The organism is Brevundimonas alba, from assembly GCF_011927945.1.
Lineage (GTDB): Bacteria > Pseudomonadota > Alphaproteobacteria > Caulobacterales > Caulobacteraceae > Brevundimonas > Brevundimonas alba.
In genome coordinates this window covers 1,292,571-1,317,143 of record NZ_JAATJM010000001.1, presented here as the reverse complement: position 1 = coordinate 1,317,143, position 24,573 = coordinate 1,292,571, and the positions used below count along the sequence as shown (strand labels likewise).

Genomic DNA, 24,573 nt, shown 5'->3' with positions numbered 1-24,573 from the left:
CCGCGAAGATGCTCGTCCGACATCTATCCTTCTAAGCCATCTAAAATTTAAAGTTGTAAATGAAGCGCTCACCCGCGCTCAGGCCTCATCCGGATCATCGTCGTCCTCCGCTTCGGCCGCAGCCAGGCCTTGCTTAGGCAGCAGGCTCTCGATCCACTGCACCGCGAAGTTTCGCAACACTTGGTCGTCATTGAGGGGCTGCAGGCCGGCTCCCGCCAGGATATCTTTAAGCAGGGCCATGGCGTCGGTTGCCCAGGATCTGATCTGCTCTTCACTGACCCTGTTCGTCTCCCGCTGCGCCGGCGACAAACCGTCCATATAGCCTGACACGGACTGCTCAACCGCTCGTTTGATGAGACGAATATCCGGATTGTAAAGCTGCGCTAGCGTCGGATCGAAGAAGTTCAACGACGGATCGGCTCCTTGAAGAGCGCGCAGAATGATGGCCCGCATAACGGGCCACTGCTTCGGATCTAGTTCCCTGACCACCGCCGGCTTGTAGGTCGACAGCAGGCGCACCCAGTTCTCAGCCGAAATCTTGTTGAGGTCGGCGACGAAGGCCGAAACATCAGCCCAGCCGGCCTCTCGCCGCTCAAGATAAAGGTGCGCGGCCATGAACAGGCCGGTCAGGCCCGCCTTTGAGGAGAAGGTGTCGTAGGCCCGGCGGACCTGATCCGGGTCGCAGCCCGATAGCTTGGCTTCTCGGATGGAGATGAACTTCTCCGAGATCTCGTCGATCGCCTTTTTGTACGTGTGGGCGCTGCCGGAGCCATCCTCCGAAACCCGAGCGAATCCGCCGTAAAGGCCCTCCCCTCCGCGGAAGACCTTGTCCCAAACCTGCCCGATTGCGACCACCTGGGTGCGGACCCAGCTGTCCAGTTCGACTGACGCTTCAATGTGAGCGCTGACAAGATTGTAGCCTTCTAGGACGGCGATCCATTTCGGCGCGAGTTCCTCGTCAAGGACCGCGGTCGTCTCCTCGAAAGCCTTTCTGTCACCGCGCTCCGCCTTCAAGGCGACCGCCTCGTCAAGCGATGGCGCTATAGACTTCAGGCGCCCGTAGTTCGCCAGATAGGGCGCGTATCCCTTCAGAGACGGTTCCCAGCCCGAATGGGAATCCCTGCCGAAGGCCGCATAAGCGACGACCGCCTGCATGCGCGACGGCAGCATCAACGTCAGGGGATGGAACTCCTGCTCTTCGCAGTCGAAGCCGGTGTGCAATAGCGACAGCCGGTCTGCATCGAACGCGCGCTGAGCCAATCCGCGATAGACGCTGCCGGTGACGATCGAATGCCGATCCCGGTCATCAAGCAGGACGCGCCGGGACTCGCTGACCGCCCGTGCGCTCATATTCACATCGACGAACAGCTTCCGCGAAATCAGGCGCGCCTCGATGTCGTCTTGGCTTTCGAACCAAACGACCGTTACGGGCAGCTCGGAATCGAAGTCCTTGGGCGCCGAGACGTTTTCGTAGAAAGCCCTGTAGATGGTCTCGCCCGACTGAACCGCATCGAAGGTCTTTGTCGCGAAGCGGAAGGCGTTCGCCCTGTGCTGGCCATCGAGGACGATCAGATCCGTGACCATGGGATCGATCTCCAGAAGGCCCAGCGACACGGCTTTGCCGTCGAATTTGAAGCGGCTCGCCGTCCAGTATTCGTCGTACCCGGTTGAGACTTGACCGTTCGCGTCACCCTCCGCTCCTGGCTTCGGATAGGCCACCCCTTCCTCCGAGCGGAGGAATCCCTTCGGCACCAAGGCGACAAGAATACCGGGGAAGAAGCCGACAGCAGAATTGACGCCCTTAAGGTAGGGGACGAGGTCCTCGGCCACCCGGGCGTCATCGAGTTCGCGTTGGAGCAAGCTTGAGAGGTCGCGCAGGTCAGAGACGTTCACACGTTCCCGCATAGGCTTAAGCTCTCGAAGCAGGCCGAGGCTGTCCCCCGAGGCGGCCGTCTGCTTCCCGGAAGCAACGGTGTTGAAGTACCGAACGAGAACCTTGTCCTTCGCCGTCGCTGCATCGCCGACATGGAAGGCACCGAACATGCCGAAAACCTTGATCGTCGGTTTCGCGATCGGGGTGCCAGTGAGAGCCATTGTTCAGCGCCTTCCAAAAACGGGGTGGAATAGAGTGTTGCAGGTTCGTTCAGCGGCGGCGATGTCTACCATCACTTGCTCTAACCAGACCTCGTAAGGTTCGGTGCCTGATCCAGCTTGCTGATACGCGACGCATTTGATGAACAGGGAGCTTGTGTCCAAGAACTCAGCCTTGCGAAATACGGCCCCCAGGCGCTGGCCGAAGTTCCGAGACTCCGCCTCGTCGTCGGTCGTATCGCCGGGACCGGGCTCGTAGAGGTGCTGGGTCTTCGCGGCCTCCAGCTGCTCCTTGTGACAGCCAAGCCGTCCGCGTAGCCCTCGGCTGATTCCGATGTAGAGCGGGTAGGCGATCGCGAAGAAGGCGGGAGCGAGAGCCGCCGACAAACCTTGATCGAAAGCGTTCGTCTGGAGCGGGAGTTCTCCTCGATACTTCTGGCGCAAATTGCCTGTCACCTCGGCGGCGATAGAACCGCTGTGAAAGAGGGCCTGGAGAAAGGCCGGGACTCTTTCGAGATCCTGCTCATTTCTCGGAAGCCGAAAATGCCAGCTGTAGAGTCCCGGCCCCATCGGCGCTTCCTGCTCGATCTTCGCGTACGGGATGACACGGTGCTGATAGCGCTCCCCGAAAGGAAACTGGAACGTGTGCTCGTAGTCGAAAGACATCAGGGCCCGTGGGTATGAGGGGTCGAGGACGCAGTCATAGCTGAGTCGCGCGGCGGGATGCTTTCCCGCGTAGCGCCGCCGCATTCCCCAACCTTTCAGGTTGTCGGCGCTGGGCAAGCGAATAACGACAGAAAGGCGCGAGTAGGGGCGGTCGAGTTAGCTGAGGTCCAAGCGTACCCTACGCGCTCACGGCCCAACGCTAGCGCCGAAAACCACGGCCCAAACCAAGCCGCATCAAACTTTCTGCTTGCAAATCAACATGTTATGTGATAAAAATGAGATGGTGGACGCTGCGCATCATTTTGGCTGCCCCGCCCATGTCCCTCAAAATCACTCCAGAGCTCCCGGTCCTTCCGAGGGGGCTAGCTCGCGAAAGGATGGCTCATGGCTGGTCGTCAGGCCAGAACACTCACCGACACAATTGTCAGACGGACACTTTCCGTCACTCACGCCCGCCGTCTCGGCAAACGCGACCAAGTCATCATCCTCCTATCCCTACGGGCCGGTCTTCGAGCGTGTGAAATCGCCGGTCTGAACTGGTCCATGGTGCTGGATGCCAACGGCCGCGTTGGCTCATCTATCGCCCTCCCTGACACGATAGCGAAGATGGGCAGCGGCAGGCGCATCCCCATGCATCCCGACCTTCGAACGGCCCTCACGCAGCTGGCCGCTCCGACCGCTCGGATCGGTCCCGTGGTGACTTCGGCCAAGGGCGGCCACCTTCGCCCCAACAGCATCGTCAACTGGTTCACGGCGCTGTTTGCGGAGGTGGGCGCAGCAGGGTGTTCTTCGCACTCAGGGCGTCGAACCTTCATCACCAACGCCGCCCGCAAAGCCCATCGATCCGGAGCCACTTTGCGTGACGTTCAACTGCTCGCGGGCCACAAGTCGATCGAGGTCACGCAGCGCTACATCGACGGGGACAGCGACGCCCAGCGTCGACTGGTCCACAGCCTCTAAGGCGCCCCACGGCGGCTCCGGGCCGTCCCACTAGCCTACCTCACGAGCAGTTCCACCCCAGCGTTCTGGCATCCCGCCAGAGCGCGATGACTCATGTCCAAACAGGAGGTCTTCCATGTCCGCTGAAAAGCGCGAGCGCATTCGCGCGCTCAACGACCAGCTGCGCCGCCACCATATCGGGGGCCGCATCTTCATCACCCAGGGAGTCATGGCGGCTGGCCCAGAAGGCGTCGCCGCGGTGCTTCAGGCGATCAGCCTGGCCAACGAGTTCAACGAGGCCAACGACCCATACGGCGAGCATGACTTCGGGGCAGTTACGGTCTCCGCGCAGCGGATATTTTGGAAGATCGACTACTACGACCAGAGGATCAAAACCCAAGCCGTAGACCCATCGGACGCCGACAAATGCGTCCGCGTGCTCACGGTCATGCTGGCGGAGGAATACTGATGCCGGGCCATCAGGACCCCACCTTGGGGCGTCAATCATGAGGGCCGCAAGACAAGGCGACTTTGACGGCCTTTGCGGTCTCTACGCCCTCATCAACGCCCTTGATCTCGCCGGCTGTAGGCTAGGCCGGTCACCCGTCCACCGGAGGATCTTCGAGGAGCTGGCGGGCTCCCTGCCGGGGGGAACGCTTCGTAGGGCCATAAAGGACGGCCTGACCGGCCGGGATCTACTTAGGGCGGCGGATGACGCGTTCCCTACCTTCAGGAAGGCGCTCGGAGGCTCGGTGGTCGTAAGCCGTCCCTTCAGGGAGACGACATTCCGGACCAACGAGGAGTTCTTGGAGTCGATTGCGGACATCATGGCGTCAGGGCGGTCCGCGCTGGTCCTCAACGTATCGACGCCCATTTACGACCACTGGACGGTGGCCGCGTCGATCACGCCGCAAGCTATCATCCTGAGGGACTCCGGAACGCTGAAGGAGCTCCGCCTGGACCGCTACACGGTTCGGCGCGGGGAGTACCGGATCCGGCCAAGGGAGACCATGTTGGTCCACGTTCGACCTCTCAAGACGGGCTCCGGGGACAGCGGCTAGTTAGCGCCACCGCGCTGTCTGCGGACTGTCCTGCGGCGCGCAAAACTGCCCACGCGACCCCAGTCAACCAAGGCCGGCCGGCGGCGGCGGGCAAGGCCACAGACGCGTCAAACCCGTCCCGGGAACCTCTGGGGGCGCGGCTCCCCCATCGGGCTGAAGGGGGTCAGGGAGAGCGCCGCCTTGTCTCCCGAAGCCATCCTGGACGTCTCCGTCTGACGATCGTACCGCGACGCCACCGGGGACGTCAGGGCGGCCGATGGGGTGATCTGTAACAAATGCCCTACTGGGCTAACTCGTCAGTTTGGCCCCCGGGGCACCACCAGGCGGAACTATCCGCGCTCAAACCGGAAGCAATGGACCCGAGTCTGCTTACCCCCGATGCTCCTTTTTGTTTGAAGCGTTCCCGCCTCACACACTGCGATTCCAACCGCCTTCAACTGCTTCACCAGCGCGACGGCATCACGTACGCGGGCGGCCAAGGCCTTCGGGTGGACGATGAGCTCGTCGTGATCCCGATGACGAACCAGAACGCCGGGGCTCGCTCGGAACTCATCAGCCGTGAACGTATGGCCCGACAGGACCCCTGGCAGAGTCTTGTACGCCAGGATCATCTCCCGAGGCCCGCCCAGCGCTTGGGATTTTTCTAGCCTGTGTTGAACGTAGCAGGCCATGGCCGACGAACCGCAGTTCCAACCCTTGGGCAGCACGCCATATGATTGGGCTAGACGTCCCGCGGTATAGACGAGGGCAAATAGGCTCGCAGTTCGGAACTCGGATCCCGAAGCTTTGGCCAGCCCCGCTCGATCCATGAACTCCTGAGACCAGGCGCAGAGCTTGGCAGTCAGTCCATCCGGGTCTTTGGCCGCCTCATCGACGAGTTGCTGGAGGTAGGGGCGAATTGCAGTGCCATGGTTTTCGCTAGCAGCGACCTTTAGGTGATCGATCAGGCTCTTGGTGTCCGGGAACCCCGCCGGAACGAAGTCGAAAATTCCGAGACCCGCACCGGCGTCAGCGTTGATTGTCAAAAGCCGGTCGGAACAAGCACCGATGACCTCGACGTCGCAGCCGCGAAGCTCCTGGATGAGCGATGTGTTGGAAGTGCTCAGGTAGCAAAGCGAGTGCTGTCGCCCCCGACGGTCGCCGTATCGAGTCCGATTGATGCCGTCCGCGAGTTGGAAGAGAACGTCGCTATAGGCCTTCCTCTTGGCGGCAGCCGTCGCCCCGCCAGAGAAAGCGTTCAGCTCGTCTAGCGGCAGCAAGCAGTTGGTGTGGCCGTCAAGAAGGGTCTCCATTCCGGCGACCGTGGTGTTCCAAGTAGCCCAGTAGCGGCGACCGTCCCCATCCCCGATTCCCCCGTAGACACTCGACGCGAGCTTCAGGGCCGTCGATTTGCCGGTACCGCGTGTTCCGACAAGTTCGAAACCGGGATTAGTCCATGCCGGAAGGAACCGTATGATAGCGGGGGCGAACGCCAACGCGATCACGAACATCGGGATGCGTTGCCCGGTAAGCGGCTTGGCGACCTCCTTCTTCCATGCCTTCAACGACCCCTGAGTCGTCCAGGCTCGAGGCTCTGCTTTCATCATTGAGGGAAGCGGGTCTTCGCCCGAAGGGACCACTTGATCGCCATCCCCGAGCGCGATCACGCGGCCGTGCCAGCCGGTTTGGTCGACGACGTGAACCGCATCATATTTCGCGATGGCCGAAATAGAGGCGAAGAAGTCGGACCGCGCTTTCCCGGGAGGCAACACAATCCCGATCTCTGCGAGTTTGGGGGCAGCTTTGGACGGCTCGACGACCTCCGTCATGCTCAACGAGCAAACGCCTAGCGCCGTCGTGATTTGCACCCATCGGGTGCCGTGTTGATCGATGATACCTTCGACAGTCGCCGATTTGGTGAGGCTCATTTCCCAGATTTCCTATGAAATTGAGCACGCGCCATCATGGTGGTTGAGCCACCAGTGTTGCCACGTACGCTTTGTGGGGATGGGCTTGAGTGCCCGGTTAGATGATTGGATTGCCCGGTTAGGGCTACGGGACGGCCTGGGTCACGTACGGTCCGTCGCGCGGGGGTCGGTTAGTTCGAGCTTCGAGTTTCGCATGCGACAGCCCATGAACAGGGTGATGTCCGAGACCGAATGACGGTCCAGCCAGAGCAGGGCGTAGGCGTGATGAGGCTCTTCGAGCCGACGATATTTTCGATCGCGCTTGACCACGCAATCCTCGCCAACCGGGCCGATACGGCGCTGCTTCCAGTGACTTTTCAGCAGGTAGGAGACCGCCTGAGGACGGTCGGCGTCCGAGGTGAGCTTTTTGATCTGGAACGGCTGATGAACGTGGTCTCGTCTCTTGTAGGCGGGCAGCTGCTGTAGCAGCCGGAGGGCCTTCACGTACGAACCCGTGGCGGCGCCATGAAAGTGGAAGCGGTAGATCTTCGACACCGGCTCGAATTCGGCCTCAAAAATGGCGACCAAAAAGCCGGAGCGGAACGTCAGACCCAGACGATTTATTTGCTGTCGGAGCCGTTCTTTCAGCGCCTTGGGGTCAATAGTGTCCAGCTTATCGGCAGGCACCTCCCCCGAGATCGGAATGCCGGCGAAGAACGCGATCTTCTTGGCAGGCCAGGGTTCGAGACCTTCGATAACTGCTGCACCGAATTCCAGCCGCTCGTCGCGCATCCAACGGGCGGATGCCATGGTTTCAGGCATAGTCTCGCCTGCGAGCTCGCGGCCCAGAGTTACGGCGACGGTGTCAGCTCCCAGAGAACGAACGAGCGAACGGGCGCGTGTCGAATCCTCAGTGAGCGCTGCATGCTCCGTTTCAAACCCCCGCCTTTTTCCGTTTTTCTGGGAGGGCGGGAGAAGGCGGTCGAGGCGATAGTTGTCCTTCAGGCCTTGGTAACGACGGGGGCGTCTCATTCCCGCACCTCGACTGCCGCGACGGCCGCTAGGCGGGGCAGGTCTTGGATGAAATCATCCAGTTCGTCCGAGCGTACTCGACTTGAACCGCCGACCTTTCTCAGCGGGATTTTTCCCTCTGCGACCAGGTTGTAGAACGTGGACCGGGATATCTCGAGGCGCCTGCAGGCCTCCGATATCGTCATCAGCTGAACCGCTGATGGCCGGGATTGAACGGGTAAATGCACGGGGCAGCTCCTTTGTTGGGGAGCCCGCGAATTTACGCACGGATGGATTGGCGTCTACAAATGAATGGGTGGTAATCCGTATGCGGATTAACCCGCCTTCCGGCGCTTCTCGCTGTCACTGAGCCACCGCAGGATCGCCCTACGAAGAGCTCCGCCCTCAACAACAACCTTGCGAAAATCACGAACCTCATCCCTGGAGAACTTGCTGCGTTCCTGCGGAATGATGCTCCGCGGCTGCTCCACCGGGAGGCTCAGATCATCAGGCGATCTATCGTCGAGGAGGGCCAAATAGAACCGGTACGGCCCGCTCATGCGCTTTGTCCCCGTACTTGGGCGGCGCCCCGTACGGCGCAACCATGAGGCGGTAAGGCAGTCTGCTGCCAGGCGGTCACGATCGTCCCCCGCCGCGTCTTCGCCATGTGGAATTTTGTTAGACAACGTAAGCGCCATCGTCAGCGCCTCTCTGACATCCCAGTTGGTGCTATCATGCCAAGCCGGATTGATGAGTTTCATCAGCGGCGTGAGTTCCTGCCGGATCGGCGTAAGGGCGAGCTCTGTCAGCCTAGCCTCCGCAAAACCCTCTTCTGACTCGGGCCGATCTATTCCCCTGCGCGATAAACGATGAACTTGTTCGAGGAACTCGACGCTCGCGTTGATGAACTCCTGATGCTGCGGTTTCGAGTAGACGTCTCGGCCTGTTCGGGCGAGCAGCCACACGGCCACGATTGTGCCGGCATCGTCCACCAGCTCCTTGAGCGTGCGCTCATCCACCTTGATCTGTGCTGCCAGCCGCTGTCGCTTTTCGTCCGACAGGCCGTCAAAGGTTGTTCTGGGGGTACGGCCGTGATCGGCGACGAATGAGCCGCGGTGGTCCGTTATTGTATGCTGCCGGGGCGATACATTCAGCTGCCTCCCGGGGACTTCCAGATCAGTCCGTTTGGGCATTTTGGCTCCTGGATCTTCGCGAAGTCCTTAACATCACACCCGTGCGCCGGCTGAAGGACAATGGGGTAGTTCAGCACAAACACACTATCCGGAACCGCTCCGATCCGGCGCGGAAGTCTGCTCCTGACTCATAGCCGACTTTCCGGGTGTGGGCTGTGGGGCGGGGCTGCACTAGCCTTGGTCCCTAGACTGATCCGCCGGGCGCCACACTCTGGCATAGCTTCGGGTTGCATGCCTCGCTCGCCTCTGGCTTGGTGAATGACAACGCAAGGCGCGGGGGATCTTTCGCGTTCGTATGCGCACGGCTTGGTGGGCCAAGGGTCTATCATCCGTCTTATGAGACTTGTTCCCGCTCACGCTTCCCAGGATCACGCGATGCCTCAGTCCGTCCGGAGAACAGTGGTGGTGCACGGACGCCTAGCCATGCGCGAGTTTCGCCTACGCGCCGCTCGTAACGCCGATCACGGCCTTCAGATCATGTCGTTTGAACAACTCGCTGTGCGTCTCGCCGGCGGTTTTTCACGGGCGGTGGACGACGAAAGCCTCCGGGTAGCGATTCAGCAAACCCTGCCCGCGACCCCGCTCGGGGAACTTGAGAGTATCAAGAATCTGCCAGGCATGATCGTGGCTGCGGCTGGCACACTGAAGAAGGCTTGGCTGGCGGGGGTGGACCTCTCCAGCCGCGCCGCGGATCACCCGCGCCTCGACGCGATCGCACGGCTCGAAGCCGGGGTGCTGGCGCGTCTGCCGCAGGGCATGATGCGGCCGTGCGACATCGTCGCCGCGGCAGCCGGCCGACTGGAGCATGCGGCCGCGGTCGTCGGACCCGTAGAGATCGTGGGCGTCACGGAGCTGTCCCCCTGCTGGCGACCGCTTCTGCTGGCGCTGGCGGACCACACGCCGGTCACTTGGACCGCAGGACCTCGGCCAGCGCCGCATTGGCTCGACGGATCGGCGATCGTGATCACACGGGAGGATCCTCGGATGCCTCAAATCCAAGCCGTCAGCGCCGCGACCGCGTATCACGAGGCTATTGAAGCCATTCGATGGGCGCGCGCTCTCCTTGCGTCAGGCCAAGCTGAAGCGTCCGATATCGCAATCGCCGCTGCCTCCACGGCCGAATATGACGACCACCTGTTCACCCTAAGGGCAGACGCGAACCTCGATCTGCATTTCGTACATGGGATCAAGGCCATCAGCACCCGAGACGGGCAGGCGACCGCAGCGCTCGCCGACATTCTGGTTCGCGGCCTCTCGCAGACCCGTCTAAGGCGTCTTGCCGCCCTTTGCGGATCTGATGCTGGACCCTTCCAGCCCCTTGCCGATGGGTGGATGCAGATCATGCCGCCCGATGCGCCTCTTGCATCGGTTCAAGCTTGGGAGCGTCTGTTCGGTCGGCTCGCGCCGGACGATTGGCCCGAAGGGCGTGACGGGGCCGCGGTATTGCGGCCGCTGGTCGCCTTGCTCGCGGAAGGTCACGAAGCAGCGGAACGCGCCGGAGAGTTCTTCCTCGCCGGCCGCGCCCTGACTATCTGGCGGAAGGCGCTGTTGGCCGGGCCGTCGGCGTCCCTCGACGCCACGCTCAACTCCTTGAAGCAGGATGACGGTCTCGAGGCGTGTACCTCCATCGCATGGATGCCCGCCAGCGGCCTGGCCGCGTCGCCGCGCAAGTTCGTGCGCCTGATCGGCCTGAACGCGTCACGCTGGCCGCGCCCCATTTCTGAAGACCGACTGATCCCCGACCACGTCATAGCCAAGCTCGACCTCGATCCGCTTCCCGTAGACGCTGCCGACCGGCGCGATTTCGAGACCATCCTGGCGACCACGGAACGCCACGTTGTCCTGTCGCGCTCGAGGCGCGACGGCGACGGACGACTGCTCGGCCGCACGGCCATGGGCGGTGCGCCGAACGAGGAGACCTATATCCGGCGCAACGAGATCCCGGCGCATGCCTTCAGCGAAACCGACCGTCTGATGGCGCGCTGCGGCGAGTTCGCCCTGACCCCGCAGGCCGTGAGCGCGCTCGGCGGATGGAGCGATTGGCAAAAGCGGGAGATCACCGCCCACGACGGCTTGGTGCGGGCGGATCACCCGCTCATCCTGGCTATCCTTGAACGCACCCAGTCGGCGAGCTCGCTAAAGCAACTCCTCCGCAACCCGCTCGGTTTCGTATGGCGTTACGGCATGGCGCTGCGGCGGCGTGACGTGACTGAAGATCCGCTCGTGCTCGACGCCCTGCAGATGGGCAACCTCGTGCACATGACGTTGGACGCTGCGTTGTCCCTCCTGGAAGCCGATGGCGGGATCGCGGTCGCCACCGACGATGGTATCGAGAGAGCTGTCGAAGTCGCAGCCGCCCAAGTCGCCGACCGGTTCGAGGTGGAGCAGGCCGCGCCCCCGGAGATCATCTGGCGCCGCACGCAGGACGAAGCGCGTGTGATGACGAAGCGAGCGCTGACATTCGGCGACGAAGTGCTGCCGAACGCGCGATCCTACGGAGAGGTCGGGTTCGGCGGCGCCGAGCCGAAGACCGCGGGCGCTCAACCCTGGGACTCCCAAGCACCGGTCGAAATCCCCGATACCGGCTTCAGAATCACCGGCTACATAGACAGGCTGGACCTTTCAGGCGACGGCAGCCGCGCGTTGGTTCGTGACTACAAAACGGGACGTCCCCCCAAGGAGGGGGTCGTGGTGGACGGAGGCAAGGAACTCCAGCGTTGCTTGTACGCATTCGCCGTCAAGGCCATGCTCGGCGGCGAGGTATCGATCACCGCGTCCCTGCTCTATCCGCGCATTCCGGTCGAGCATGTGCTCGCCGACCCGGAGGCGGCCCTGACGGAGGTCACGCGATATTTGCAGGCGGCGCGAACCAGCCTGAGCGCCGGTCTGACTCTACCAGGCCCGGATGCGGGTGGAGCTTATGACGACCTAGCGTTCGCCCTCCCGGCGAACGCCGCCGCCGCCTATTGCAAACGCAAATCGCCCGCTGTCGTCGCCGCTTTGGGCGAGGCGTCGCGTGTTTGGGAGGCCCCCTGATGACCGACGCCGTCCAACCCCTCCGGGACGACGAGGCCCGTCGCATCGCCATCGTAGCCCATGACCGCTCCCTCCTAGTCGAGGCGGGAGCGGGCTCGGGAAAAACCGCCGTCATGGCGGGCCGTATCGCCGCGATGTTAGCGGAGGGTGTCGCGCCTTCCTCGATCGCTGCGGTGACCTTCACCGAGTTGGCCGCCAGTGAACTCCTGATCCGGGTCCGCGATGTCGTCAGCACGCTGGCGGCCGGCGAAATGCCCCACGAGTTGAGCATCGCCTTTCCCGACGGACTCACCGACGAGCAGAAAGGTCATCTGGCGCTCGCCTACAGGGCCATCAGCGACCTGACCTGCTCGACCATCCACGGCTTCTGCCAGCGGTTGATCAAGCCCTATCCCGTCGAGGCCGACATTGATCCCGGCGCTTCCATTCTGGATCGCAATCAAGGCGACCTCGCCTTCATCGAGATCGTGGACGCTTGGCTGCGGGACGAGTTGGCGGGGGATCAGGGTGGTCTGCTCGCCGAACTAGTCGTGCAGGATCCCACGCAGACCGTTGCCCTCGTGCACAAGATCGCGGACAACCTGCGCCGGAGGCGTACCGTCTCCGCCCCGCCCGCCCCGCCGCTCGCGCCGAACGTCATGGCCTTCCGGCAAGCGGTCAGTGAGTTGAACGCCTTTATCGCCGGTGCCGACGCGGTGGAGCCGGAGACCGCGGCCATCGCACGTCATTTCGCCGATATGGCGGCGGCGATCGACGACGAGGCCGTCGAAACCCCTGTTGGCCTTGTCCAGCTGCTGGTTCTCAAACCGCATCGCGACATGACAACCGCCTCCGGCTCCTTCAGCGCCTATCGCAAGAAGGCAAAGTGGACCGAGGCCGCCAAACGGCAGGGCCTGTCGAAGGCGGATGGCGAGCGTCTGAACACCGAAGGGGAGGAACGGTACCGGCGATGCTGCAACGCCTGGAGCGAACTGCTAGAGGCGGCTTCTGGGCAAGTACTTGCGGGCCTGATCGGGCAGATCCAACCTATCCTGGACCAGTTCCGCAGTTACAAGCGTGCGGCTGCGCTGTTGGATTTCGACGATCTGCTCTTCGCAGCGCGAGACCTGCTTCGCGACCATGACCACGTTCGTCGCGCCTTGGCGGATCGGTTCTCCCGGGTCTTGGTCGACGAGTTCCAGGACACCGATCCCCTGCAGACGGAAATATTCTGGCGGCTCTGCGGTGAACCGCCGGCCGCGGTCGCGGCCGCGGCCGACGCTGCCGCTCCGGACTGGTCTAGCTTCGAAATCAGGCCCGGTGCCCTCTTTCTTGTCGGGGATCCCAAACAGGCCATTTACCGGTTCCGCGGTGCCGATGTGGCAGCCTATATCCGAGCGCGCGAAACCTTCGAAGGCCGGGCTGACGACAGTGTCCTGTCGATCTCGACCAATTTCCGCTCATGCGCGCCGATTCTGAACTATGTGAACAGTCGGTTCGAAGCGGTCCTGTCTAGCGAGGGCCAGCCTGGGTATACGGCTCTTGATCCCTTCCATCCCGATCCCGGCGACACGGTCTGCGTTGCCGCTCTGGATGTCGCGGCCGCCGATGCTGAGGGCAAGGCTTCTTCCGACGCCCAGAGAGACGCCGAAGCCGAAGCCGTGGCGGACATGTGCGCTCGTCTAATCGGTAGCCAGATGATCTTCGATCGCCGCTCGGAGGATAGGCGCGCCTGCCGGCCCGGCGACATCGCGCTCCTGGCTCCGACGGGCAGCGAACTGTGGCGCTACGAAGAAGCGCTCGAGCGTCGCGGCATTCCCGTCGCCACCCAAGCCGGCAAGGGCCTGTTCCGGCGCCAAGAAATCCAGGACCTCATCGCTCTCACGCGAGTCTTGGCCGACCGCCGTGACGGGCTCGCGCTCATCGCGCTCCTGCGCGGGCCGCTGGTCGGACTATCTGAAGAAGAGCTGCTCGACATCATCTGGGCCTTGCCGCGCGACGAGGCTCGTCCGGACCAGGTCCCGCGGCTGAACCTTGGTGTCGACGCCGACCTGATCGAGCACCCGTTGGCGCAATCCGTCATCAAGGCTCTACAGTCACTCGGCCGCCGGATTCACACCACCACGCCGCACGACCTTCTGTCCCAGGCGGTGGATGTGCTTAGGGTGCGGCCCCTGCTTCTGCAGAGACACGAGGGTCAGGCTGAGCGCGCCTTGGCTAATGTGGATCTCTATCTTTCTCTGGCCACGGCCTATGGCGTGCGAGGCTTGCGCGCCTTCGCCGAAACGATGACTACGGCGTGGACGGACGAAGCCCGTGCGGTCGAAGGTCGACCGGACGCTCAGGAAGAGGCGGTGGCCCTCTACACCATGCATGCGGCCAAGGGTCTGGAATGGCCGATCGTGGTGCCGGTCAATACCATGACCCGTGTGATCGCGACGGACAACGCGGTCACCGACCGGGCAAACGACGTCTTCTACTGCCCGGTCCTAGGTGTGAACCCGGCAGGGTTCGAGGCCGCTCGCGACGCGGAGAAGGCCGAACTGGATCGAGAACGGATCCGCCTCTGGTATGTCGCCGCGACCCGGGCCCGAGACCTTCTCGTTTTGCCTCGGCTGGATGTGGCGGCGGCGAGCACGGCATGGATCGGCTTGGTCGACCTCTCGCTGGCGGACCTGCGGGCCCTCGATCTCCGCCATTTGCCCCCCGAACTCGGTGAAGGCCGTGCCATCGAACCCAACCTCCAGACCCGCGAGATCTTCGCCGCTGAGGCTGCCACCATCGCCGTCGCAAGCCACTCACTAGTATGGATGGCACCCAGTCGCGACGAGAACCCGCAAGGACCGCTCCTTGTGCCTGAAGTTGCCGAGATCTGGTCGGCGCCGGACGGCGCGCAGCCCCAAGACGACGTGCCCGTCGGGCCAGTTCAGGGAGGGCGGGAACGTGGCCTGATCCTGCACAAGCTGCTTGAAGAGGTCCTCACCGGGGAGGTCGCGGAGGACCAGGAGAGCCTGATGGCCCGAGCCCAAGAGCTGATCGTCGCCATCGGCCAAGTGCCGAACGCGGACGCGGCGGCCGGCCCGTCACCCGATGAGCTGGCCGGATGCGTGAGCCGGACCCTCGCCCTGCCCGAAATAGCGGCACTGCGGCCGACACTGGTTGCAGAATTCCCCGTCTATGCCTCCGCTCGAGACGAGGAGGGTGAAAGGGTGACCACAGGCTTCACGGACGCGATAAGCTTCGGTGCCGGTGGACAGGCCGAGGTCGTCATTGACTGGAAAAGCGACGTCAACCCAGCGCCGGAGACAGTCGATCATTACGTCCGGCAGGTCCGATCCTACCTTGGTATGACCGGCACGCCGCGCGGCCTCATCGTTATGGTCACGTCGGGACAGGTCGTGCCGGTCACGCTGGCGGCCGCTTGACTGCGGCGCAGGTTGCCTGCTGCGCGGTTTCGACTGCGGGGACTTCGGTTTTTGACGCACCGCAAACGTTCTACGTCGATCGGACAGGGACGGGCGTGGCGGGTCGCGGCCGGGGCCGCCTTTGGCGTCGGAACGCTGGTTCATGTCAGCCCACCGAGGGTGGAGATGCCTGCATAGGCTGCCAAGGCCGGCGTTTGTGACTCACTTGAACGGGGCGAGGGACGCGGCTGGATCAGGCCAGCCGCGTCACTACAGGCTGGTTCAGCCGAATACCCGGTTCCACATCCGGCCCCACCAAGACGGATTGGTCGGCACCGGGGTAGCCGGCTGCGTGGCATCCGGCGTATCGTTGCCAGACGTGGTTGGCCCCCAGTAGCGGTCCTTGGCGGCCCGCGTCCGATCCTGTTCGTCCGCAATGGACCAGTCGGTCATCGGCATCAGCCAGCGCACGGCGTTCCGCTCGATCAGGTAGTGGGACCGGCAGGCCAGGGCGCCGGAACCGACCGACGGCGACAGACTGATCGAAGCGCCGTCCCAAGTCAGGCGCCAGTCGGTCGGGCCGAGCGGCGTCGACACCTCGTGACCGCAGCCGCAGGCGCACAGGTGCAACATCGCGTCGTGCTCGAGCGAGACGTAGAGCACCCCTTCCTCGAGCCGGTCCGGAACGCCGCCCACGAAGGCCGCACGGATCCGGTCACGCCGCATCATCCACCTCCTCGTTGAGCAACTGGTTGCCGTCGAGCGCGTACACGGAGTGGTGCTCGCCCTCCAGATCGACATAGAAGCCGACGAGCTTCTTCCACCGGATCACGGCGAGGCAGGCGTTCAGGGCGTTCAGATCGGCCACCTGGATGTTTCGCGCATAGACGTTGTCGTTGCCGGCCCCGGTCATGGGGACGCGCTGACCCGCCCAGACGTGCTCCCGCTTGGCCGGCGTGCTAGTCGTGACCCGCAGCTGACCGAGCAGGGAGCCGTCGACCAGCTCCAGCCCCATGCCGACGTCGATGAAGCGGACGCCCATAGCCTCCAAGCCGCGGATGATCGCCACCTTGGCCTCGCCGGCGTCCATGCAGAGGAAGACAATGTCCGCCCCCTCCAGCTCGCCGATGTTGGCCTCGGTGACATAGACCGGATGGGGCTCGATGCCGCGATGCATGCGGCTGTAGACGGCCTTCCAGTGGTCGACCTTCATCGGCCGGCGGCGCAGGTCCTCGATGGACGGGGCACCCGGGCCGCGGAAGGCGTTGTGCTGGAGGAAGACGTCGCCGTCGTAGAGGTCGATCCGGCGCAGCGGGGTCTTGGCCAGTAGGTCCAGGACATAGGAGCCGGTGCCGCCTAGGCCGACGATGACCGCCCGATTCCGGGCCAGTTTGGTGGACACGTCGGCGATACCCGCCCTGCTGGTCGCAGTGTCGAGATATTCGAACGGCGCATCCCCGTCCGTTGATTCGACGACCCGGTGGGTGCGGGCCGAGACGCCGGGGTCCAGCGCCTCCGCCGGTCCCGAGAGAATGGCGGCGTAGGTGGTCATCAGCTCGTAGTAGTCAGCGTAGCCCTGGGCCGGCTTGCTGGAGAAGGTGTGATCCACGACGAGCCCGCCGCCGAGAGCCTGACGCGCGCTGCCGGCGCTGATGCGGCTCAGCGGCCGGCCTTGCGCGTCGCAGGGGAAGTCGCCGGCGAAGGTGGCGACATGGGTGGCGGGCTGGACCGTCCGGTCGCCCGCCAGGGCGAGAGCGGTGACCAGACGTCCGAGCCGGACCCGGCGCTGGGCGTCCACATAGGGGACGCTGTTCAGCACCAGGTGGCCGCCGACGATTTCGACCTCATAGCCGTCGTCGACGAGCCGCTGAAGGTCGGGACTACGAGCGATTAGTTGCGGTGACATTGAAGACCATCCCCTTGCGGACGCGAACGGACTGACCCGCGACGAGCGAGCCTTCGGGCTTGGGCTCGGAGCCCTTGCGGTAGCTGACGGTGTAGATGGTCTCGCCGGGCGGCGTCGGCAGGTTGGCCAAGGCCACGACCGCCTCGAAGCTGATCGGACCGCGGTCCACCATCTTGGCGCGGCCGTTGACGAAGATTTCCACCTGCTTCGGCTCAACCTTGCGCGAGTAGAGCGCTTCCACGCCCTTAGGGCCGAGGGCGATCATCCCGCCGCGCGGCACGGTTTCATCTCGCTCGCGATCGAGGACGATGTCTTCGTCGTCCTGCAGCCCCGCCAGCGCGCGGAGCTCGGCTTCCGCGATGGTGTCTTCGCCCCATTCGAAGCCGCGTTCGTCGAAGGTGAACGCATAGGCGCGGTCGCCCTCGAAGGCGCGGAAGCTGACGGAGCCGCCCTTGGGCACGGGCACCTTTTCGTCGAGGCCGATCGACACCGTTCCGCGGTCCCGCAACTCGATCAGGACGTAGGCGCTCGCCGGGTCCAGGGACGCCGTCGCGCGGATTTCACGACCCGACAGCAGGTCGTCGTTCACTTCGTAGTCGACGCCGTTAATACGCACGTGACCGTTCTCTTGACCCGCCATCCGGGTGTTTCCTTCCATATGTTCGCCGTTTCCGGGTTGCTGGACCGATCAGGTTGGACTACCTTCTCGACTCAGTCCCGATGTGGACTGTCTATCATTGGACTGGAATTGAAATCAAGTCCAAGGATAGACTTTTTGAATGGGAGGTTGCCTCATGCCGCTCACGCACCCTGTTGCCCCGGAGGGCGACGGGCGATCCATGATTCCGGTGGCCATGGAAACGTTCACCTCACTCGCGGAGGCTTGGAAAATATCCACCGATGACCAGATAAAGCTTCTTGGCTCGCCGGGCCGATCTACGTTTTTCAAGTGGAAAAAGGAGGGAGGATCGATTCCAAGAGATGCCTTGGAACGGATTTCTCACCTGCTAGGGATATACAAGTGTTTGGAAATACTGCTGCCGGACGAGACGGCGGCGGATGACTGGGTGAAGAAGCCCAACAGTTATTTTGGCGGGCAGTCAGCCCTTGATGTGATGTTGGGAGGGGGCGTTGTCGATATCTATCGAGTCAGGCAATACCTCGACGCGCAGCGCGGCGGGTGAGTTCGAGATTGTCGACCTCAAACAGGTCTTCTTTGGTCTGATCCCGTCCCGGTTTCCGCCCATCACCCTGTACGAGCGGATCACCCGACCCGACAGGGGCGAGGCGATCGCCGAATTGGAAGCCATGACCAATCCGCGGCTGCGCGAGAAGGCGCGACTGCTGAACAACGTCGGTGCCGTGGATGTGGACTCGCCCAAGCTCCAGAACTGGAATCACGCGCCTTTCGCCTACCTCAACCCGGAGGGCACGCGGTATTTCGACTCGACCACCCCGGTGCTCGAGCTCTTCGACGACCTACAGACGGCGTTGGCTGTGTCGGTCGGTCGGCGGGAGACCTTCTTGGCCCGGACGGGGGAGAAGCCGATGGGCTTGGACATGCGGGTGCTCAGCCGCCCGGTGACTGGTCGCTTCGCCGATCTCACGGCTTGGGACCCGGACATGGACCAGGCGGAGCGTTGGCGACGCGCGGCGGCTGTGCGCGAATTGGGCCTCGACGGGGTTCTGTTCCGGCCGGCCGAGCGTCCCAGCGCCCAAGGTGTCGCCATTCTCAATCGCGACGTTCTTGGCCGTGCGGTCCAAGGCGACCATTTTCGTTACGTATGGGACGGGCAGCGGATCCGGTCGCTCTACGGGTTTCGTGACGGCGTGACCTTGCAGCCGGACGACCTGCGGTCATCATCCCCTACCAGCGACTTGGGATAGCAATGCACCGGGTTCAGACGACGACATGACGAGCGTCGTCGCCTGGCGCAACCGGGAAATCTTCAGCTTCAAGGGCGGGAGCGGCGGCTAGCGAATCTGGGTTCCGCAGCGCGTCCGTAAATCACCTGTAGTCGGTTCGGCGGAATGTCTGCTCTTCGCCAGCGGTCGAATGTCCGCTGTTGGCGCATGGCAGACCTTCGTCAACGCCCAGGCATCGCCACCTCAGCCGTCTCGCCCGCACAGTACTCCGCCCAGCTGTTCATTAGCACCCGCCTCTTCTCAAGGGCGTCGCCGCGACGATACGCAAGCTCGGCGGAGTTGCCGATCGTGTGAGCGAGAGCGGCCTCTGCGACCTCACGAGGGGTGGATGTCATTTCCCCTGCCCAGTCGCGAAAGCTGCTTCGAAAGCCGTGGACGGTCACCTCCACCTTCATTCGACGAAGGACCATATCCATCGCCATGTTCGACAAGGGCGTGTCATCTCGTCGGCCGGGGAAAATCGGTCCGGAACATGGGCCCAACTTAGAGAGGATATCCAAGACGGACTTGGACAGGGGCACGCGGTGCTCCTTCGCAGATTTCATTCGGCTTGCCGGGATCGTCCAGACTCTACTTGCGAGATCGATTTCCTCCCACGAAGCTTTCAAGGCCTCGCTCGTCCTAGCCGCGGTAAGAATCGTGAATTCCAACGCTCTGGCGGCAACGGACGAATTCGCTCCCAAACGAGCGTAAAACAGAGGGACGTCGGCGAACGGCATCGCTGCATGGTGGCCCCTGCTCAGGCGTTGGCGAACCGGCAAAATGTGTTCGAGATGACCCCTCCAGGCGGCTGGATTATCCCCCGAACGATGGCCACTCACCTTCGCGATGTTCAGCACGGTTTCGATATAGCCTCGGAGTAGGCCCGCGCTCGATGGGTGACTTTCCCAGAGCGATCGAAGAACAGGCAGCACATCTTCAGTCTGTATTCGGTCGACCTTCAGTTCCCGCAGATCGTGGGCGTAGCCGCCTGGCCCAATCGCGCGCTTCCACCGGGCGATCGACTTGTCGGAGCGAACCGTCGCTTTCCGATCCTCGATGAAAGCGTCGGCTAGATCTCCGAACGTAGGAGTGTCCCGCCTGACTCGCTTGCTGGCGATGGGATCGATTCCGTCGGCCACGCTCTCCCGAATGGACTGGGCCCGTTCTCGGGCACGCGCCAGGCTGACGCCGGGTGGCGCTCCAAGCCCCATCTCGCGACGCTTCCCAGACAGATGGAAAATGTAGACCCACGACCGCGCGCTCGCGCTTTGAATCCGCAGATAGAGCCCCGCCCCGTCAGCGTAGATGCCCGGTTTTTTCAGTGTCGCTGCCGCCCTCGCAGAGAGCCTGTGCATCGTTCTTGGCAAGCCGCCCTCGCGAGATGATTCATAACTCGGTTCATAAGAGGGACGCTGGATTGGAGCGCATCCTCACGAACAGCTCTAGCCTAGCACGGAATTTAAGTATCTGAAATATAATCGCTTTTTGGACACCCACTCACAATCTCGGACGTGCTCGGACACCGATCTCGCTCATTCCGGGCGCGCCATTTTCTTCCAGACATCGCCGGACTCTGAACCCCCTCTTGGGAGGGACGGTCAGTCGCGGTCCTTGCGGGCCTCGGCGCCCTCCTCGTGGGCGCCGGCGGTCGGCTTGCGGGTGTCGAGGTCGAAGCGGTCGCCGCTGGACAGGACGTGCATGCAGACGTTGAACATCGACAGGGCGCGTTCGGCGCGGGCCTCGGCGATGTTGGAGTGGGTTGTTTCCGCGCCGTCGACGACGTAGGCGGCGCCGCTGCCGATGACGCGGAAGGCGCGGCCCTCGACGACGATGGCGGTGTCCTCGTCGATGCCGACACCGAGCAGGCGCGGATTGTGGGCCACGGCGCCGAGCAGCCGACCGTAGCGGCCGCGCTCGGCGAAATGCTGGTCGATGATCAGGTCGCGGATCAGGCCGAGGCCGGGCGCCATGTGCAGGTCGCCGATGCGGTAGGACTCCGAACTGGCGCCCTTGACCAGCATGGTCTCGCTCATCACCGAGGCGCCGGCGGAGGTGCCGGCGATGACGGCGCCCGCCTCGTGCAGTTCGCGGATGCGGCGCTCGATCGGGGTGTCGCCGATCTGGCTGGAGATGCGCAGCTGGTCGCCGCCGCTGAAGAAGACGCCGGCGGCGCCGTCGAGCGCCTCGAGGGCCGGATTGTCCGAACTCTGCGACCGCTCCTCGACATAGAGCTCGACGAGATTCGTTACGCCGAGGGCGCCGAAGGCCTCCTGATAGCTTTCGAAATAGCCCTCGGGCTCGTGCGAGGCGACGGTGGCGATGACCAGCTTGCCGCCGTTCAACCGCCCGGCCACCTCCTTGAGGATGACGCGGTCGCGTTCCTTGTCCTCGTGACCGCCGATAGCGATCAGCGCCCCCGGCTCAGCCATGCGGCGGCTCCAGCATGGCGCCGGCGGGGCCGCCGTCCATCGAGGCCGCGGGACGGAAGTCGAGCATCTGGCGCCAGACGGCCTCGACCCGGGTCGGGGTCAGGATGACGAGGTCGCCGGGGCGAGCCATCTCCAGACAGGCGGCCACGGCGTCTTCCTCGCGGTGATAGCCGCGGATGCGTTCAGGTCCGCAGCCCGCCGCCTCGGCACCCTGCGACATCAGCCGGATGACGTCGCCGGCGGGACGGCCGCGGTTGTCCGGCGTCTCGCGGAAGACCAGCTGGTCGAAAAACTCCGCCCCGATCTCGCCCATCGCCAGCATCTCGGCGTCGCGGCGGTCGCCGGGCACGCTGAGCATGGCGATGGTCCGACCCGCCGGGGGACGGATGGCCGAGACCAGCCGTCCGAGGGCGCGCAGGCCTTCGGGGTTGTGGGCGTAGTCGAGGATGACCCGGAAGCCGTGGCCATCGTGGACGTTGAGCCGTCCGGGGTTCTGCTCGAAGGTCGAGGCGAAGCCGGACAAGGCGGCGCCGATGGTCGTCGGCTCCACGCCGGCGCCATAGGCCATGCCGGCCGCGGCGAGCGCGTTCTGTACATTGAAGGCGGCGGCGCCGTTCAGGGTCGCAGGGATATCGCGCGCGTTGCAGACCCGGTGAGCGGCGCCAGCGTCGTGCAGGGTGATCTCGCCGTTCTCGGGGTCGTGCAGGACGGCCAGGCCGCCCTCGCCGATGTGTTTGAGCAGGAAGCCCGGCGTCTCTCGCCCGCCGCGCATGGAGAACCAGCAGGTCCGGCCGCCGGAGTGTTCCGCCATCCGCAGGGTCAGGGGATCGTCGGCGTTGAGCACGCTGACGCCGCGCCGGGAGACGCTTTCCACCACCACCGATTTGACGGCGGCGAGGTCCTCAAGCGTGTCGATGCCCTTGATACCGAGGTGGTCCGGCTGGACGTTCAGCACCGCCCCGACGTCGCAGCTGTCGAAGGCCAGCCCCTCGCGCAGGATGCCGCCGCGCGCGCACTCCAGAACGGCCACCTCGACGGTGGGGTCGCGCAGGACCATGCGGGCGCTTTTGGGTCCGCTGGAGTCGCCGACGGCGATCTGCTCGTCGTTGATGTAGACGCCGCTGGTGTTGGTCAGGCCGACGGTGCGGCCGGTATGGCGGAAGATCTGCGACAGCATCCGGCCCACGGTGGACTTCCCGTTGGTGCCCGTGACGGCGAGGATCGGGATGCGGGACCGGGCGCCGCGCGGGAACATCATGCGGATGATCGGCTCCGCCACGTCGCGCGCCTGGCCCTCTGAGGGGGCGAGATGCATGCGCAGGCCGGGCGCCGCATTGACCTCGACGATGCCGCCGCCGGTCTCGCGGATCGAGCGGGTGATGTCGGGGGCGAGCAGATCGATGCCGGCGACGTCCAGACCCACGGCCAGCGCGGCGCGGCGGGCTATGGCGGCGTTGTCGGGATGGATTTGGTCGGTGCGGTCAATGGCGATCCCGCCCGACGACAGGTTGGCCGTGGTGCGCAGGGCGACGACCTGACCGGCCGCCGGGACGCTGTCCACGGTCATCCCCTGCCGTTCGAGGATGTCCCTCGCCGCCTGATCGTCGAGACGGATGCGGGTCAGGGTGTTCTCGTGACCGTCGCCGCGGCGGGGATCGGCGTTGGCCTCGGCGACCAGTTCCGTGATGGTGCGGGAACCATCGCCGATTACCTGGGCGGGAACCCGTTCCGCGACGGCGACGACCTGTCCGTCGACGACCAGAATGCGGTGGTCGCGGCCGGGGAGTTCCTCCTCGACGATGACGTGACGGCTGTGCGGGACCGCGAGCTCGAAGGCGGCGCGGATTTCGTCCTCCGTGCGCAGGCCAGTGGTGACGCCGCGGCCGTGGTTGCCGTCCAGCGGCTTGACCACCAGCGGACGCTTCAGCCCCTTGGCCTCGGCGATCGCCCGATCCGCGGTACGCACCACGACGCCCCGCGCCACCGGGCAGCCGATGGCGGAGAGCAGCGCCTTGGCCTCGGCCTTGTCGCCCGCCAGTTCGGAGGCGACGAGGCCGGTGCGGTCGGTGACGCTGGCGCGCAGCCGGCGCTGCCGGGCGCCCCAGCCGAGCTGGACGAGGCTCTGGCCGTTCAGGCGGGTGACGGGAATGCCGCGGCGGCGGGCGGCATCGACCAGCGCCTGGGTGCTGGGGCCGAACATGCCGCGGCGGCGGGCGGCCTTCACCAGAGGCACAGCGGCCTCGACGGTGGTGATGCCCGAGAGGTCGGCCGTTCCATCGGTCAGGGTTTCGAGCCGTTCGACGCCCCGGCGCTCCTCTGGCAGCAGGGCATTGACGATCTGGAAGGCGAGACGGCCCGCCAGCAGGCCTGCGGCCTCGTCGTCATAGGCGAACATGACATTGTAGACGCCGGGGCGGCCTTTCACCGACCGGGTCTTGCCGCGCGTGGTTTTCGCGCCTGCCAGTGCCTGAATCTCAAGCGCCACATGCTCGACCACATGGCCGAGCCAGGTGCCTTCATGGAGACGCTTCAGAAACCCGCCACGTTCGCCCAGCGAGCAGTGGTGGCTGTCCAGCGTCGGCATGGCCGCGATCAGCGCGTCCGCGAAGCCGGGCAGCCGATCCGTCGGCCACGATTCCATCTCGCCCAGATCGACCTGGATGCGGACCATGGGCCGATGGCTGTAGAGATGCGGGCCGCGATACACCCCGTGTTCGAGGATGCGCATCGGCCGGGAACCGGTCGTGACACTCATGCGGCGAGGTCCTGATGGCGCATCGGCTCGACCGAGCCGCGCGCGAGCGTGCGGATGACGAGAGCCGCGGCCACGGCGCGCGACGGCGCCAGACCTTCACGCACCAGACCACCATTGCCGTGGTCCCGTATCTCCCACAGCCAGTCCTCGCCTGACGGTCGTATCGTCCACTGATAGCCAGCGTGCTGCATCGTCCTTCCCCGGTATCGAGAGGCTTCGGAAATGCCAGTCGGAACAATGGGTTCCTATGTCCAGAAGCCGACATATTCCGCCGAAGAAACAATCGGTTGCCTATGGAACCGGCGCGAT

The 24,573-nt window shown here is 64.2% G+C and carries 20 protein-coding genes; 7 read left to right on the top strand and 13 right to left on the bottom strand.

The features are described from left to right. Positions 1-78 precede the first annotated feature (78 nt). Together GGQ87_RS06545 and GGQ87_RS06540 are read right to left on the bottom strand one after the other, a co-directional pair. Complete coding sequence (locus GGQ87_RS06545) at positions 79-2,094, bottom strand: ParB N-terminal domain-containing protein (RefSeq protein ID WP_168045868.1); 2,016 nt, start codon at positions 2,092-2,094, stop codon at positions 79-81. A gap of 3 nt (positions 2,095-2,097) precedes the next feature. Further along, complete coding sequence (locus tag GGQ87_RS06540; RefSeq protein ID WP_168045867.1) at positions 2,098-2,757, bottom strand: hypothetical protein; 660 nt, start codon at positions 2,755-2,757, stop codon at positions 2,098-2,100. A gap of 384 nt (positions 2,758-3,141) precedes the next feature. Between GGQ87_RS06540 and GGQ87_RS06535 the strand changes: the two genes are divergently transcribed. The 3 genes from GGQ87_RS06535 to GGQ87_RS06525 all read left to right on the top strand — a co-directional run bounded on the left by GGQ87_RS06535 (position 3,142) and on the right by GGQ87_RS06525 (position 4,757). Beyond that, positions 3,142-3,717: a tyrosine-type recombinase/integrase gene (locus GGQ87_RS06535; protein WP_168045866.1), complete on the top strand. Its 576-nt coding sequence runs from the start codon at positions 3,142-3,144 to the stop codon at positions 3,715-3,717. Positions 3,718-3,832: 115 nt separating this feature from the next. After that, a complete protein-coding gene (locus GGQ87_RS06530) occupies positions 3,833-4,165 on the top strand; it encodes a DUF3768 domain-containing protein (protein WP_168045865.1) in 333 nt (110 codons plus the stop codon). 37 nt (positions 4,166-4,202) lie between these two features. After that, a complete protein-coding gene (locus GGQ87_RS06525; RefSeq protein WP_168045864.1) occupies positions 4,203-4,757 on the top strand; it encodes a hypothetical protein in 555 nt (184 codons plus the stop codon). A gap of 329 nt (positions 4,758-5,086) precedes the next feature. Here the strand turns inward: GGQ87_RS06525 and GGQ87_RS06520 are convergent, their stop codons facing one another. The 4 genes from GGQ87_RS06520 to GGQ87_RS06505 form a co-directional block, all read right to left on the bottom strand. Continuing rightward, complete coding sequence (locus GGQ87_RS06520; protein WP_168045863.1) at positions 5,087-6,664, bottom strand: DUF927 domain-containing protein; 1,578 nt, start codon at positions 6,662-6,664, stop codon at positions 5,087-5,089. Between the two features lie 141 nt (positions 6,665-6,805). Further along, positions 6,806-7,675 (bottom strand): hypothetical protein, encoded by an 870-nt coding sequence (locus GGQ87_RS06515; RefSeq protein WP_168045862.1) that lies wholly within the window; start codon positions 7,673-7,675, stop codon positions 6,806-6,808. Then, a complete protein-coding gene (locus GGQ87_RS15665) occupies positions 7,672-7,860 on the bottom strand; it encodes a helix-turn-helix domain-containing protein (RefSeq protein WP_425339278.1) in 189 nt (62 codons plus the stop codon). Before GGQ87_RS15665 ends, GGQ87_RS06515 begins: the two co-directional genes overlap by 4 nt. Before the next feature lie 129 nt (positions 7,861-7,989). Further along, positions 7,990-8,847, bottom strand: a complete 858-nt coding sequence (locus GGQ87_RS06505; protein WP_168045860.1) for a hypothetical protein — start codon at positions 8,845-8,847, stop codon at positions 7,990-7,992. Between the two features lie 423 nt (positions 8,848-9,270). Here GGQ87_RS06505 and GGQ87_RS06500 point away from each other — a divergent pair, with 423 nt between their 5' ends. Together GGQ87_RS06500 and GGQ87_RS06495 are read left to right on the top strand one after the other, a co-directional pair. Then, positions 9,271-11,883: a PD-(D/E)XK nuclease family protein gene (locus tag GGQ87_RS06500; RefSeq protein WP_168045859.1), complete on the top strand. Its 2,613-nt coding sequence runs from the start codon at positions 9,271-9,273 to the stop codon at positions 11,881-11,883. After that, entirely contained in the window at positions 11,883-15,287 is a 3,405-nt protein-coding gene (locus GGQ87_RS06495; protein WP_168045858.1) for a UvrD-helicase domain-containing protein, read from the top strand. Before GGQ87_RS06500 ends, GGQ87_RS06495 begins: the two co-directional genes overlap by 1 nt. Before the next feature lie 261 nt (positions 15,288-15,548). Here GGQ87_RS06495 and GGQ87_RS06490 read toward each other — a convergent pair whose 3' ends face one another. The 3 genes from GGQ87_RS06490 to GGQ87_RS06480 are packed head-to-tail and all read right to left on the bottom strand — an operon-like array spanning position 15,549 to position 17,812. Continuing rightward, positions 15,549-15,992, bottom strand: coding sequence for a ubiquitination-like system serine protease family protein (locus GGQ87_RS06490; protein WP_168045857.1), 444 nt, complete (start codon positions 15,990-15,992; stop codon positions 15,549-15,551). Beyond that, entirely contained in the window at positions 15,982-17,172 is a 1,191-nt protein-coding gene (locus tag GGQ87_RS06485; protein ID WP_168045856.1) for a ThiF family adenylyltransferase, read from the bottom strand. The genes GGQ87_RS06490 and GGQ87_RS06485 overlap by 11 nt, the downstream gene beginning before the upstream one ends. Beyond that, positions 17,147-17,812: a multiubiquitin domain-containing protein gene (locus GGQ87_RS06480; protein WP_168045855.1), complete on the bottom strand. Its 666-nt coding sequence runs from the start codon at positions 17,810-17,812 to the stop codon at positions 17,147-17,149. The genes GGQ87_RS06485 and GGQ87_RS06480 overlap by 26 nt, the downstream gene beginning before the upstream one ends. A gap of 154 nt (positions 17,813-17,966) precedes the next feature. Between GGQ87_RS06480 and GGQ87_RS06475 the strand changes: the two genes are divergently transcribed. Continuing rightward, the gene (locus GGQ87_RS06475) at positions 17,967-18,356 is read left to right on the top strand and encodes an MbcA/ParS/Xre antitoxin family protein (RefSeq protein ID WP_209282405.1); all 390 of its coding nucleotides are present in this window, start codon (positions 17,967-17,969) and stop codon (positions 18,354-18,356) included. Then, entirely contained in the window at positions 18,304-19,059 is a 756-nt protein-coding gene (locus GGQ87_RS06470) for an RES family NAD+ phosphorylase (RefSeq protein WP_209282404.1), read from the top strand. Before GGQ87_RS06475 ends, GGQ87_RS06470 begins: the two co-directional genes overlap by 53 nt. Before the next feature lie 200 nt (positions 19,060-19,259). Here the strand turns inward: GGQ87_RS06470 and GGQ87_RS06465 are convergent, their stop codons facing one another. The 4 genes from GGQ87_RS06465 to GGQ87_RS06450 form a co-directional block, all read right to left on the bottom strand. Then, positions 19,260-20,435, bottom strand: coding sequence for a tyrosine-type recombinase/integrase (locus GGQ87_RS06465; protein ID WP_168045854.1), 1,176 nt, complete (start codon positions 20,433-20,435; stop codon positions 19,260-19,262). A gap of 243 nt (positions 20,436-20,678) precedes the next feature. After that, positions 20,679-21,509, bottom strand: a complete 831-nt coding sequence (locus GGQ87_RS06460; protein ID WP_168045853.1) for a cyanophycinase — start codon at positions 21,507-21,509, stop codon at positions 20,679-20,681. Further along, a complete protein-coding gene (gene cphA / locus GGQ87_RS06455) occupies positions 21,502-24,264 on the bottom strand; it encodes a cyanophycin synthetase (RefSeq protein ID WP_209282402.1) in 2,763 nt (920 codons plus the stop codon). Before cphA ends, GGQ87_RS06460 begins: the two co-directional genes overlap by 8 nt. Then, a complete protein-coding gene (locus GGQ87_RS06450) occupies positions 24,261-24,455 on the bottom strand; it encodes a hypothetical protein (RefSeq protein ID WP_168045852.1) in 195 nt (64 codons plus the stop codon). The genes cphA and GGQ87_RS06450 overlap by 4 nt, the downstream gene beginning before the upstream one ends. Between the last annotated feature and the right edge of the window lie 118 nt (positions 24,456-24,573).

Bases quoted from the DNA above. Each gene is read 5' to 3' on its own strand.
- GGQ87_RS06525 (WP_168045864.1), top strand. From the start codon at position 4,203: ATGAGGGCCGCAAGACAAGGCGACTTTGACGGCCTTTGCGGTCTCTAC.
- GGQ87_RS06450 (WP_168045852.1), bottom strand. From the start codon at position 24,455: ATGCAGCACGCTGGCTATCAGTGGACGATACGACCGTCAGGCGAGGAC.
- GGQ87_RS06490 (WP_168045857.1), bottom strand. From the start codon at position 15,992: ATGCGGCGTGACCGGATCCGTGCGGCCTTCGTGGGCGGCGTTCCGGAC.
- GGQ87_RS06480 (WP_168045855.1), bottom strand. From the start codon at position 17,812: ATGGCGGGTCAAGAGAACGGTCACGTGCGTATTAACGGCGTCGACTAC.
- cphA (WP_209282402.1), bottom strand. From the start codon at position 24,264: ATGAGTGTCACGACCGGTTCCCGGCCGATGCGCATCCTCGAACACGGG.
- GGQ87_RS06520 (WP_168045863.1), bottom strand. From the start codon at position 6,664: ATGAGCCTCACCAAATCGGCGACTGTCGAAGGTATCATCGATCAACAC.
- GGQ87_RS06495 (WP_168045858.1), top strand. From the start codon at position 11,883: ATGACCGACGCCGTCCAACCCCTCCGGGACGACGAGGCCCGTCGCATC.
- GGQ87_RS06465 (WP_168045854.1), bottom strand. From the start codon at position 20,435: ATGCACAGGCTCTCTGCGAGGGCGGCAGCGACACTGAAAAAACCGGGC.
- GGQ87_RS06505 (WP_168045860.1), bottom strand. From the start codon at position 8,847: ATGCCCAAACGGACTGATCTGGAAGTCCCCGGGAGGCAGCTGAATGTA.
- GGQ87_RS06545 (WP_168045868.1), bottom strand. From the start codon at position 2,094: ATGGCTCTCACTGGCACCCCGATCGCGAAACCGACGATCAAGGTTTTC.
- GGQ87_RS06485 (WP_168045856.1), bottom strand. From the start codon at position 17,172: ATGTCACCGCAACTAATCGCTCGTAGTCCCGACCTTCAGCGGCTCGTC.
- GGQ87_RS06500 (WP_168045859.1), top strand. From the start codon at position 9,271: ATGCGCGAGTTTCGCCTACGCGCCGCTCGTAACGCCGATCACGGCCTT.
- GGQ87_RS06460 (WP_168045853.1), bottom strand. From the start codon at position 21,509: ATGGCTGAGCCGGGGGCGCTGATCGCTATCGGCGGTCACGAGGACAAG.
- GGQ87_RS06540 (WP_168045867.1), bottom strand. From the start codon at position 2,757: ATGTCTTTCGACTACGAGCACACGTTCCAGTTTCCTTTCGGGGAGCGC.
- GGQ87_RS06475 (WP_209282405.1), top strand. From the start codon at position 17,967: ATGCCGCTCACGCACCCTGTTGCCCCGGAGGGCGACGGGCGATCCATG.
- GGQ87_RS06530 (WP_168045865.1), top strand. From the start codon at position 3,833: ATGTCCGCTGAAAAGCGCGAGCGCATTCGCGCGCTCAACGACCAGCTG.
- GGQ87_RS06535 (WP_168045866.1), top strand. From the start codon at position 3,142: ATGGCTGGTCGTCAGGCCAGAACACTCACCGACACAATTGTCAGACGG.
- GGQ87_RS15665 (WP_425339278.1), bottom strand. From the start codon at position 7,860: ATGACGATATCGGAGGCCTGCAGGCGCCTCGAGATATCCCGGTCCACG.
- GGQ87_RS06515 (WP_168045862.1), bottom strand. From the start codon at position 7,675: ATGAGACGCCCCCGTCGTTACCAAGGCCTGAAGGACAACTATCGCCTC.